Source organism: Streptomyces albidus (ex Kaewkla and Franco 2022), from assembly GCF_013870515.1.
GTDB classification, from domain to species: domain Bacteria; phylum Actinomycetota; class Actinomycetes; order Streptomycetales; family Streptomycetaceae; genus Streptomyces; species Streptomyces albidus.
Window position 1 is genome coordinate 63,889 of sequence record NZ_JACBXA010000006.1, and the last position, 11,448, is coordinate 75,336.

General features: G+C 71.1%; 12 protein-coding genes. 4 read left to right on the forward strand and 8 right to left on the reverse strand.

Annotated features, from left to right (window positions below):
• Window positions 1-4: 4 nt before the first annotated feature.
• Window positions 5-658, reverse strand: coding sequence for a response regulator transcription factor (locus H5J26_RS02585; protein WP_181764002.1), 654 nt, complete (start codon window positions 656-658; stop codon window positions 5-7).
• A gap of 337 nt (window positions 659-995) precedes the next feature.
• Between H5J26_RS02585 and H5J26_RS02590 the strand changes: the two genes are divergently transcribed.
• On the forward strand, window positions 996-1,169 hold the full coding sequence (locus H5J26_RS02590; protein WP_181764003.1) for a hypothetical protein: 174 nt from the start codon (window positions 996-998) through the stop codon (window positions 1,167-1,169).
• Between the two features lie 80 nt (window positions 1,170-1,249).
• Here the strand turns inward: H5J26_RS02590 and H5J26_RS02595 are convergent, their stop codons facing one another.
• Window positions 1,250-2,059 (reverse strand): inositol monophosphatase family protein, encoded by an 810-nt coding sequence (locus H5J26_RS02595; RefSeq protein ID WP_181764004.1) that lies wholly within the window; start codon window positions 2,057-2,059, stop codon window positions 1,250-1,252.
• A gap of 78 nt (window positions 2,060-2,137) precedes the next feature.
• Complete coding sequence (locus tag H5J26_RS02600) at window positions 2,138-3,304, reverse strand: ferrochelatase (RefSeq protein WP_181764005.1); 1,167 nt, start codon at window positions 3,302-3,304, stop codon at window positions 2,138-2,140.
• 131 nt (window positions 3,305-3,435) lie between these two features.
• On the opposite strand from H5J26_RS02600, the gene H5J26_RS02605 reads away from it, so the two are divergent.
• Entirely contained in the window at window positions 3,436-4,773 is a 1,338-nt protein-coding gene (locus H5J26_RS02605; protein WP_181764006.1) for a D-arabinono-1,4-lactone oxidase, read from the forward strand.
• A gap of 602 nt (window positions 4,774-5,375) precedes the next feature.
• Entirely contained in the window at window positions 5,376-6,455 is a 1,080-nt protein-coding gene (sepH, locus tag H5J26_RS02610) for a septation protein SepH (RefSeq protein WP_181764007.1), read from the forward strand.
• A gap of 75 nt (window positions 6,456-6,530) precedes the next feature.
• On the opposite strand, the gene H5J26_RS02615 is transcribed toward sepH, so the two are convergent.
• On the reverse strand, window positions 6,531-7,367 hold the full coding sequence (locus tag H5J26_RS02615; RefSeq protein ID WP_181764008.1) for a sulfurtransferase: 837 nt from the start codon (window positions 7,365-7,367) through the stop codon (window positions 6,531-6,533).
• A gap of 176 nt (window positions 7,368-7,543) precedes the next feature.
• Here H5J26_RS02615 and H5J26_RS02620 point away from each other — a divergent pair, with 176 nt between their 5' ends.
• Window positions 7,544-8,356 carry a VOC family protein gene (locus tag H5J26_RS02620; RefSeq protein ID WP_181764009.1) on the forward strand — a complete coding sequence of 271 codons (813 nt, stop codon included), beginning with the start codon at window positions 7,544-7,546 and terminating at the stop codon, window positions 8,354-8,356.
• Window positions 8,357-8,363: 7 nt separating this feature from the next.
• Here the strand turns inward: H5J26_RS02620 and H5J26_RS02625 are convergent, their stop codons facing one another.
• The 4 genes from H5J26_RS02625 to H5J26_RS02640 form a co-directional block, all read right to left on the reverse strand.
• Entirely contained in the window at window positions 8,364-9,056 is a 693-nt protein-coding gene (locus H5J26_RS02625; RefSeq protein ID WP_181764010.1) for a thymidine kinase, read from the reverse strand.
• Between the two features lie 61 nt (window positions 9,057-9,117).
• Entirely contained in the window at window positions 9,118-10,311 is a 1,194-nt protein-coding gene (locus H5J26_RS02630) for an alkaline phosphatase family protein (protein ID WP_181764011.1), read from the reverse strand.
• Entirely contained in the window at window positions 10,311-10,895 is a 585-nt protein-coding gene (locus H5J26_RS02635; protein WP_181764012.1) for a DUF5998 family protein, read from the reverse strand. The genes H5J26_RS02630 and H5J26_RS02635 overlap by 1 nt, the downstream gene beginning before the upstream one ends.
• 28 nt (window positions 10,896-10,923) lie before the next feature.
• The coding region (locus H5J26_RS02640; protein ID WP_181764013.1) for an acetate--CoA ligase family protein at window positions 10,924-11,448 on the reverse strand (525 nt) is incomplete at its 5' end.

Here is an 11,448-nt window from a genome sequence, read left to right on the forward strand (position 1 = left end):
GCGGTCAGATCCGGTATCCGGCGCCGGGCACGGTGTGGATCACCGCGGGCTCACCGAGCTTGCGGCGCAGCGTCATCACCGTCACGCGCACGACGTTCGTGAACGGGTCGGTGTTCTCGTCCCACGCCTTCTCCAGCAACTGCTCGGCGGAGACGACGGTGCCCTCACCACGCATCAGCACCTCCAGTACGGCGAACTCCTTCGGCGCGAGCTGGATCTCCGCGCCGTCCCGGAAGACTTCGCGCCGGTTGGGGTCCAGCCGGATGCCCGAACGCTCCAGCACCGGCGGCAGCGGCGAGGTCGCACGGCGGCCCAGCGCACGCACGCGGGCGACCAGCTCGGTGAAGGCGAACGGCTTGGGCAGATAGTCGTCGGCGCCGATCTCCAGCCCTTCCACCCGGTCGCTGACGTCTCCGGAGGCGGTGAGCATGAGGACCCGGGTGGGCAGACCCAGATCGACGATCTTGCGGCAGACGTCGTCGCCGTGCACAAGGGGGAGGTCGCGGTCGAGGACGACGACGTCGTATTCGTTGACGTCGACGCGCTCCTGGGCGGCGGCTCCGTCGTAGACCACGTCGACGGCCATGGCCTCCCGGCGCAGCCCGGTCGCGACGGCATCGGCGAGCAGCTGCTCGTCCTCGACGACGAGTACGCGCACGGCGCTTTCCTTCCCTGAGGCACGGCTGGGCCGCACGTGTGCGGCGCGGCGGATCACGGTGGTGTCATCCTGCCCCGTACCTCGGTAAATCGGCGGTAAGAGCCGGTCACACCCGGCTCGCGAGATTTTTCGAACTTGAGGTTTCTTTGAGGTTGCAAGTGGGGAGGACGAGGGGCACACCCCGCGATCACGCCCTGTAGGCGGCTAGCCACTCCGGCCGAGAACCCCCGGTCTTCCGGCTGCCGACCGTCCAGCCAGGGGAGCACGTCGTGATCATGATCGACAGGAACCCTCGGCACACACCCCGTGCCACCGACCCATGACGAGGGGGCGCACCATGGACGCGTTCACCGCCGGACTTCTGCAGCGTATACAGAGCACCGAAACCGACCTGAGCCGCGCTCGTGAGTCGGGCGACGACTTCCTCGTGGACGTCGAGCAGGCCGAGCTGGAGGACCTCCGCCGGATCGCTGCCGAGCACGGCGTGGAGATCGGCGCAGCGACGGCCTAGAGCCCGCACCACGGCCGGTTCCAGTTCCGGCCGTGCGGATCGCAGACGAAATCGAACCCCGGGTGCCGAGCACCCGGGGTTCAGTCGTGCCAGGCGCCGAGGCGGTCGAGCAGCGGCTGGAGGATCTCGAAGACGCCGGGAGAGGCGGCGAGAGCCAGGTCGCCGTCGGCCGGGAGTCCGGGGCGGCCTCCGGTACGGGCGCCGGCCTCACGTGCGACGAGGTCGCCGGCGGCCAGGTCCCAGGCGTGCAGCCCGCGCTCGTAGAAGGCGTCGAGGCGTCCGGCGGCGACATCGCACAGGTCGATGGCGGCCGACCCGGAGCGGCGGATGTCACGGACACGCGGGATGAGTTGCCGGACCAGGTCCGCCTGCGCGGCCCGCCGCTCCGCGACGTAGTTGAACCCGGTGCCGACCAGCGCCTGGTCGAGCGGAGGTGCCGTACGGCAGTGCAGCGGCTTGGCGTTGCAGAAGGCGCCGTGGCCCAGTGCGGCACGGAACGTCTCACGGCGAGGGGGCGCCTCGACCACGGCGACGACGGTCTCGCCCTCGAACTCCGCGGCGATGGATACGGCCCAGCCCGGCAGCCCGTACAGATAGTTCACGGTTCCGTCGAGCGGGTCGATGACCCAGCGGACGCCGCTGGAGCCCTCGAAGGAGGCGCCCTCCTCGCCCAGGAACCCGTCGTCGGGACGGCGCTCGGACAGATAGCCGGTGATCAGCTTCTCGGAGGCGAGATCCATCTCCGTGACGACGTCGACCGCGCTCGACTTGGTCGCGGCCACCTCCAGTTCGCCCGGGCGCCCGTCGAGGAGGAGCGCGCCGGCACGGTGGGCCGCCTCCAGGGCGAGTTCGAGGAGTTCGGCCTTGAGCTGGTCGACCTGGGCGCTCACGATTCTCCTTGCTCGTGCGTCGTGCTGCTGTGCGTGGCTCTTGGATGCTTCCCCTGCTCCTGCTCGGTCACCACCGCATTACGCGTACGGGCTGTCGGCACCCGCCGCGGCGGGCTTCGGCGTCCGGGCCGGGCAGCAGCCGACCGGGCACACGTCGTGGCTTGGTCCCAGGGTGCCGAGAGCGCAGCGTTCGGGCTGCTCGCCACGCTCGGCGGAGGCGCGTTCCAGCACCAGTCGCCGGATCGCCGCGGTGAAGCGGGGGTCGGCGCCGACGGTCGCGGACCGGGCCACGGGCAGGCCCAGTGCCTCCGCTTTCGCCGTGGCCTCGGTGTCGAGGTCGTAGAGCACCTCCATGTGGTCCGAGACGAAGCCGATGGGCACCATCACGGCCGCGGGGGCGCCTGCGCTGCTGAGGGTCTCCAGGTGGTCGCAGATGTCCGGTTCGAGCCACGGCACCTGCGGCGGGCCGCTGCGCGACTGGTAGACGAGCTGCCATTCACGCTCGACGCCTGTCCTCTCCTGTACTGCCTCCGCCACGAGCCGGGCGACCTCCAGGTGCTCGCGGACGTACGCGCCGCCGTGCGGACCGTGCTCCTGCGGCGGCCCGGAGAGCTCCGCGGCGGCCGTCGGGATGGAGTGGGTGGTGAAGGCGAGGTGCGCGCCGTCCCGTACCGCCGCGGGCAGCGACGCGAGGGAGGTCAGGACACCGTCGACCATGGGCTCGACGAAGCCGGGGTCGTTGAAGAAGTGCCGCAGCTTGTCGACGCGAGGCGGCTCCAGGCCCTCGGCGCGAAGCGCCTCCAGTGACTCCGCCAGGTTCTCGCGGTACTGGCGGCAGCCCGAGTAGGAGGCGTAGGCGCTCGTGGCGAGGGTGAGCACGCGGCGGCGCCCGTCGAGCGTGATCTCCCGCAGGGTGTCGGTGAGATACGGGGTCCAGTTGCGGTTGCCCCAGTAGACGGGCAGTCCCACGCCGGCCTCGGCGAAGTCCTTGCGGAGGGCGTCCAGCAGCCGGCGGCACTGCGCGTTGATGGGGCTGACGCCGCCGAAGAGGAAGTAGTGCTCCCCGACCTCCGCCAGGCGCTCACGCGGGATGCCACGCCCCCTGGTGACGTTCTCCAGGAACGGCACGACGTCGTCGGGGCCCTCGGGCCCGCCGAAGGACAACAGCAGCAGGGCGTCGTACGGACGGGCGCCGGCGGTGCCGGGACCGTCCTCGGAGCCAGGGGCATCGAGCGCTTCGGACATGTCACGATCCTGCCATCCCGGGGCCCGTTGAGGTCGCGGGCCTCCCCGCGCCGCACAGGGGCCGCGCCGGACCGGGGTGATCGGGCCGTGAGTATGATCCGATCTCATCGCGAGAGGGGACAGGGGCCAGGATGAGCGCGCAGCCGACGAGCAGCCGAACGACCCGCAAGTCCCGTACGACATGGCGGAATTGGGCCGGCAACGTCGCCCTGACCCCGGCCCGCACCGTCTCCCCCTCTTCCACGGACGCGCTCGCGGAGGCGGTGCGCCGCGCCGCCGAGGAAGGGCTGCGGGTCAAGGCCGCCGGCTCCGGTCACTCCTTCACGGCCGCGGCCGCGACGGACGGGATGCTGTTGCTGCCCGAACGTCTCGTAGGCATCCGCGAGTTGGACCGCGATGCGGGGACGGTCACCGTGGCCGCCGGGACCTCCCTCAAGCACCTCAACGAGACCCTGGCCGCCGCCGGACTGTCCCTGACCAACATGGGCGACATCATGGAGCAGACGGTCAGCGGCGCGGTCAGCACGGGCACCCACGGCACCGGACGCACCTCGGCCTCGCTGGCGGCTCAGGTCACCGCACTGGAGCTGGTGTGCGCGGACGGTTCCGTGCTGCGCTGCTCCCAGCAGGAGAACGCGGACGTCTTCGCCGCGGCCCGGCTCGGACTGGGTGCGCTCGGCGTGATCAGCGAGCTGACCTTCGCCGTGGAGCCCGAATTCCTGCTGACGGCATGTGAAGAGCCCATGTCGTTCGATCAGGTGACGTCGGAGTTCGAGCAACTCGTCGCCGAGAACGAGCACTTCGAGTTCTACTGGTTCCCGCACACGAACGGCTGCAACACCAAGCGAAACAACCGCACGGGCGGACCGGCCCAGCCGCTGCCCAGGGTGCGCGGCTGGATCGACGACGAGCTGCTCTCCAACGGCGTCTTCCAGGCGGTCTGTTCACTCGGCGCCGCCGCTCCCGCGGTCGTCTCGTCCATCGCCCGCATCTCCAGCAAGGCTCTCTCCGCCCGTACGTACACCGACATCCCGTACAAGGTCTTCACCAGTCCGCGGCGCGTGCGCTTCGTCGAGATGGAGTACGCGCTGCCGCGTGAGGCGCTCGTCCCGGCCCTGCGGGAGCTGAAGGAGCTCGTCGAGAACTCCCGTTTCCAGGTGAGCTTTCCGGTGGAGGTGCGGACGGCGCCGGCCGACGACATCCCGCTCTCGACGGCCGGTGCTCGCGAGACGGCTTACATCGCCGTGCACATGTACCGGGGGACGCCGCACGAGGCGTACTTCACGGCGGCGGAGCGGATCATGACGACCCACGGCGGGCGTCCGCACTGGGGCAAGCTGCACTCGCGGGACGCCGCGTACCTGTCGTCGGTCTACCCCCGCTTCGAGGAGTTCACCGCCGTCCGCGACCGGCTCGACCCCGACCGCGTCTTCGGCAACGACTATCTGCGGCGCGTGCTCGGGGAGTGACCCGGGGGGCGCACGGGGGCGATGCTGTGCCCTGGTCGTCTGCTTCCGTCCGCCCCCTGAGCTCACGGCCGCCCGCAGTGGCACCCCGGCCAGCCATGACGACGGCCGGCGGCCCGTGAAGTCTCCTGAAGCCCCTCCGAAGTCCTCCTCGGGCCGGGGGACTTGTCCCGCTCGTGCGCCAACGCCCCCACCCATGCGATTCGTTCATTGCGCGCATGAAAGCGAGCAATAGGCGAAGGCAAAGGTTCCGTTCCGGACGGTTCTGTGTCCCTTGCCACCAGCCGACGCACTTTCTAGGCTTGTCCGGACCCCAAACCCCCTTCCCCTCGACCAACTTGAACGGCGCGGCGGTCCACCCCCGTGGTCCATATGGAGTAGTGTGACGAGCCCTGGCCTTGGCTCAGGCCCGGCGCAGGCAGCACAGGTGACGAGGACGGTCACTGGGCGTTGCGAAGTGATAACCGTGTCGTCCGGTGGTTCCGGGAAGGTCCCGGGCACCGAGCAGGTCGGCAAGGTCGTGGCAGGCCCCGACGGTCAGGCCACACTCGTCCAGCGGGAGCAGCGACGCACGTGACGTCGGCAGGCACCACCGGGAGGTTCCCATGCCCGAACTGCGTGTCGTGGCCGTCAGCAACGACGGCACACGGCTGGTGCTCAAAGCTGCCGACAGCACGGAATACACGCTTCCGATCGATGAGCGGCTGCGTGCTGCTGTACGCAACGACCGTGCCCGGCTCGGCCAGATCGAGATCGAAGTCGAAAGCCACCTCAGGCCGCGTGACATCCAGGCGCGTATACGCGCCGGAGCGTCCGCCGAGGAGGTCGCACAGCTCGCCGGGATCCCCGTCGACCGCGTGCGCCGTTTCGAGGGCCCCGTGCTCGCGGAGCGCGCGTTCATGGCGGAGCGTGCCCGTAAGACACCGGTGCGCCGCCCCGGGGAGAACGCCGGACCTCAGCTCGGCGAGACCGTCAACGAACGGCTCCTCGTGCGCGGGGCCGACCGGGACGCCGTCCACTGGGACTCCTGGCGGCGTGACGACGGCACCTGGGAGGTGCTGCTCGCCTACCGGGTGGCCGGCCAGCCGCACTCGGCGACATGGACCTACGACCCGCCCCGGCGGCTCGTGCAGGCCGTGGACGACGAGGCGCGTTCGCTCATCGGGGAAACGGACGACACCCCGGAGCCCAGCTTCCCCTTCGTTCCGCGCATCGCGCGTCTCCCCAGGGAGCGCACCGACCGCGCGGAGCTGGAGCCGGCCGGGTTCTCCGGGGGTGTGGACGGCGACCGCGGGGGCAGTGGCGCGGACGACGAACCCGACTCCCTGACAAGCCTGTTGGAGGCCGTCCCGAACTTCCGCGGCGACATGGTCGTCCCGGAGCAGCAGCAGGGGCCGGCCGCCTCCAGTGGGCAGTCCTCCTCCACCGCGGAGGCCGATTCGTCCTCCGCGGACGACGAGGAGGCCCAGGAAGAGGAGGAGCCCGTCGAGCCGCCGGCGACGGCTGCCGGTGCCGGTTCGGCGTACGCGGACGTGCTGATGCCGCGCTCCGTGAGCGCGCACCGTGACCGTCTGAAGGGCAACACCGACCGGCAGGCGGAGGCGGACGGCGTCCGGCCCGGTCGCCGTGCGGCGGTGCCCAGTTGGGACGAGATCGTCTTCGGCACCCGGCGCAAGAAGGACTGAGCGCGACCGCCCTCCTGTACCTCCGCACATCGGAGGTACAGGAGGGCGCGGCGTTTCCTCAGCGGCAGCCGGTGGTCACCCGGGCTGCGGGCCGGTGGCCACGGGCCGGGACTCATCTGCGGACCATTCGCTCCAGGAACCCACGTACAGCGCGGCGTTGAAGCCCGCCACCTCCAGCGCGAGCAGTTCGTGAGCGGCTGAGACTCCCGAGCCGCAGTAGACGCCGACCTCGGTGTCCGGCCTCACGCCGAGAGCCTGGAAGCGGGCCCGCAGCTCCTCCGGGGAGCGAAGGATCCCCTCCGCGGGCTCTCCCGCGACGTTCTCCGTCGTGGGTGCGGAGACCGCACCGGGGATGTGACCCGCGACGGGGTCGATGGGCTCCACCTCGCCCCGGTAGCGCTCGGCGGCCCGCGCGTCCAGCAGCAGCCCCTTCCTGGCGAGGGCGGCCGCCTGACCGGCGTCCAGCACGGGCAGCGCACCCGGCTCAGGCGTGAAGTCGCCCCGCTCGGGCGTCACCTCGCCGGTCTCGAGCGGTCCATCCCAGGCCGCGAGACCGCCGTCGAGTACGCGGACGTCCCGATGGCCCGCCCAGCGCAGCAGCCACCAGGCACGCGCCGCGCCCCAGCCCTGGCCGCCGTCGTAGACCACGACGGGCCGCGCGTCCAAGACACCGGCACGCCGCATGGCCTCGGTGAAGACGTCCAGATCGGGAAGGGGATGGCGGCCGTACTCGCCTGCCGGGCCCGCGAGTTCCCGTTCCAGGTCGACGAAGGCGGCGCCCGGCAGATGGCCCGCCTCGTACTCGTTCCTGCCGGGCGGACCGCCCAGCTGCCAGCGGACGTCGAGGAGGACGGGGGCCTCGCCCTGGGCGAGGTCGCCCGCCAGAGCTGAAGCGGAGGTGATGGCTGTCATCCCGCCATTTTCACCCACCCCCTCCGAACAGACCGCACCGAAAGGGAATTACACGGCGTTGTCGGGGAGCAGTACGGCGAATGTGGTGCGAGCATGCGCAGGGGCGCGAAATCCGAAGCAGCGCACAGCAGTCGATACGACGCGACCGCATCGATGACGGTCATGAGGGAGAGAGCATGACGGAGTCAACAGCTCGACAGCCGCACGCCAGACACACGCCCGGCACACCGTGCTGGGCGAGTCTGTTGGTCTACGAGCTGGCAGGAAGCCAGGAGTTCTACCACGAGCTCTTCGGCTGGGAGTTCTACTCGGGACCGCAGCACTTGGGCCCCTACGTACGCGCCATGGTGGACGGGCAGGAGGTAGCCGGGCTGGGCGAGATCGCACCGGGCCGGCGCCTGAGTGCCTCATGGCTGCCTTACATGGCGACCGACGACGCCGACGCGACGGCCGACTTGATCCGGGAGCGCGGCGGCACCGTCGCCGTCGGGCCGCTGGACGCGGACGAGGCGGGCCGGATGGCGATCGCCGCGGACACGACCGGTGCGACCTTCGGCGTGTGGCAGACCGCACCGCAGACGGACAACCTGACCCCCGCGCCGGCAGGCGTTCCCGGAACACCCGTCTGGTACGAGCTGGTCACCCGTGACTCCTCGACTGCCGGACACTTCTACCCCGCCGTCTTCGGCTACGAGTCCCTTGCGGAACCGGGAGCCGAGGCGGGAGCGGATGCCGGGTTCGACTATCTGACCCTGCATCTGCAGGGCAAGCCGGTGGCGGGAATCCACGGTGTGGGACGGGAGTTGCCGCGCGACCGCGGGCCCCACTGGAAGACGTACTTCGCGGTCGACGACCCCGATGCCACGATCCGGCTCGTGAACGGCCTGGGCGGCACCGTGGTGCACGAGCCCGACGATTCGCCCTACGGGCGGGTGGCGACCGCGGCGGACCCGGAGGGCGCGCAGTTCAGCGTCATCGCTCCCGTCTGAGCCGCGCTCAGCGTGCGGGGAAGGTGGCCGTCTCGGTCACGTGAGGGGTGGCGGGCGCGTCGATCGGCAGGACGTCCGGGGAGAGCGCGCCCGCCCTCGCCGTGGTGGCGGTGAGGCGACGCCTGTGATGGCGCCTGCACAGCACCTCGTAGCCGACCTCGCCGGTCGGGTCGCCCACGTCGCCGACGACGACCTGAGCACCTTCGACGACCATCTTCCCGCCCACGGTCCGGGCGTTGTGCGTCGCTCGCGCACCGCACCAGCACAGGGCCTCGACCTGCAACACCTCTATGCGGTCGGCCAGTTCCATCAGGCGCTGCGAGCCCGGGAAGAGCCTCGTGCGGAAGTCGGTGGCGATGCCGAAGGCGAAGACGTCCATGCCGAGGTCGTCGACGATGCGTGCGAGCTGGTCGATCTGGTCGGGGGCGAGGAACTGCGCCTCGTCCACGATGACGTAGTCCGTACGGCCGCCTGCCGTGAGGTGCTTGACGAGGTGGGCGTGGAAGTTCAGTTCCTCGCCCGCCTCGACGGCGTCGGTGACCAGGCCGAGGCGTGAGGACAGACGCCCCTCCCCCGCCCGGTCGTTGCGCGTGAAGATCATGCCCTGCAGGCCGCGGGTGGAACGGTTGTGCTCGATCTGGAGAGCGAGTGTCGACTTGCCGCAGTCCATCGTTCCGGAGAAGAACACCAGCTCTGGCATGGGGACGTCGGCCTTTCTGCGCGGGGCGGACGGGAGGGGACCCGGTCTGTGGGACGGGCCGCTACGTACGGACTTCGAGGAGCGGGACGAACTGCTCGGCGGGCGTGGCGGAACCGTGCATGCCGATCAGGGCCGACTCCTTGGGCTCACGCTCCGTGGCCACGACGGCGGCGTCACCGCTCATCGCCGCCACCACGTCTCCGATGCGGGCTCGCACGCGGTCGTCGACCTGCGGCCCGAACCAGCCCAGTTCGATGGCCTCGTCACGGGTCGCCACCCACGCATGGCCGGCCAGCACCTCCTGCCACACGTAGTGCACGTCGCGCGCGGCGCCCGGCACCGCGTAGAGGTGACGCATCCGGCCCTCGCCGCCGAGCTGTGCGACTCCGGCGTTCAACTCCCAGTCCTCGTCGACGTCGAAGCGTGCCTCGGGGGTCGACGGGACGTCCACCATGCCGTGGTCGGCGGTGATGTAGAGCGCGGAGCGCGGGGGAAGCTGTTCGGCGAGGCGCTGGGCGAGCCGGTCGACGTACATCAACTGGCCGCGCCAGGCGTCGGAGTCCATGCCGTAGCGGTGACCGTGACCGTCGAGTTCGGCGTAGTAGGTGTAGACGAGCGCACGGTCGGCGGCGGCCAGTTGGGCCGCCGCTACGTCCATGCGGTCCTCGGCGCTGAGCACGCCGTGGAAGGTGCCGCCCGACAGCGCGACGCGGGTCAGCGGGGTGTTCTCGAAGTGCGGTGCGGAGACCTGGCTCGCCTCGATGCCCGCGGCGTGGGCGAGTTGGAAGACGGTCGGGTAGGGCTGCCAGGCGAAGGGATCGGTCCACGGCTGCCAGCGAAGCTGGTTCATCAGCCGGCCGGTGTCCGGGTCCAGAGCGGTGTAGCCCGGCAGGCCGTGCCGGCCCGGGGGCAGTCCCGTACCGACCGACGCCAGGGACGTCGCCGTGGTGGAGGGGAAGCCCGCGGTGAGGGCGGTGCCGGTGCCGTTCAGGGAGCTGGGCAGCAGCGAGGTGAGGAACGGGGCCTCTTCCGGATGTGCCCGCAGGGCCTCCCAGCCCATGCCGTCGACGAGGAACACGCAGGCCCGGTCGGCCGGTTGGAGGCTCAGCGCCGTCTCGGGCCCCTTGAGCCCCTGCGCCGTGGCGATGGCCGGGAGCAGATCGGACAACGATGCCTGTCCGTAGCGCGGTACGGGCGCGGTGCGCGGGTCCAGCGGGAGGGGTTCCTGCTGATCGGCGGGGGCGGCCTGTGCCATCAGGAAGGGGTCACCGTCGCCTCTGAGAGTGCCTGGGCGAAGGCGAGGGTCTGCCGCACGGTGTCGGGGCCGTCGGCCGCCTCGCTGACCCGGAGTGAGAGGTCGTCGGCGGTGGAGGAACCCGTATAGCCGTGATCCGCCTCGCAGTTGGGGTCTCCGCAGGTGGCGGGCTCCATGTCGAGTCTGGAGACGGCGCCCCAGCCGATGGTGAGCACGACCTCGCGGGGCAGCGTGCCGGCCGTGTACGTCTCCGGGTCGGCCACGACGCGCGAGAGCACCACGGAGGAGATGCGCTGGAGCTTGACCGACTCCGTCGACGTCGTCGCGTACGGGGACGACGAGGTGCCGTCGGCGGGCTGCTCGTCGGTGTGGCTGACGATGAAGCGGGTGCCGGTCAGGACGAGAACGGTGACGTGGCGGCGCACCTCGTTGGAGTCGAAGGTCGTCTCCTGGTGCACGAGGTAGGACGTCACGGGCTCGCCGCCCACCGCCGCCTCGACGGCCTCGGCAACGAGGGTCGGGTAATAACCGCTGCGCTCGATCGCCGCGCGCAGCCCCTGGGTCGTCGTACCGGTCTTCGCCATGCGGGTCATCCTACGGGGCTCCGGGCTCTCAGTAGGCGGGCAGGCTCCGGCGGCCGAGGTCCGCCTGCGGCGAGGGCCGGGCGACGCGCACGGTGGCACCGAGCACCGTCACCCCGCGGGTCGCCACGACGACGGGCTCGAGGTCGACGGCGACGATCTCAGAGTGGTCGTCGAGGAGCCGCGAGACCCGCAGCAGCAGCTCCTCCAGGGCGTCGGTGTCGACGGGCTGCGCACCGCGCCAGCCGAAGAGGATGGGGGCGCTGCGCAGCGCGCGCACCAGCTCCGCCGCCTCCCTGTCGGTCGCGGGAACGAGGCGGTGGGCGACGTCTCCGAGCAGCTCGGAGGGCGTACCCGCGAGACCGAAGGAGAGCACGGCCCCGATCGAGGTGTCCACGGCCGCCCGGATGACGGTGTCGACCCCGCGCGGCGCCATCGCCTGCACGACGGGACGCAGCTCCTCGGGCTTGCCGAAGGCGTCCGTGAGCTCGGCGAAGGCGCTGCGCAGCCCCGCCTCGGACGAGATGTCGAGGCGCACGCCGCCCAGGTCGGCGCG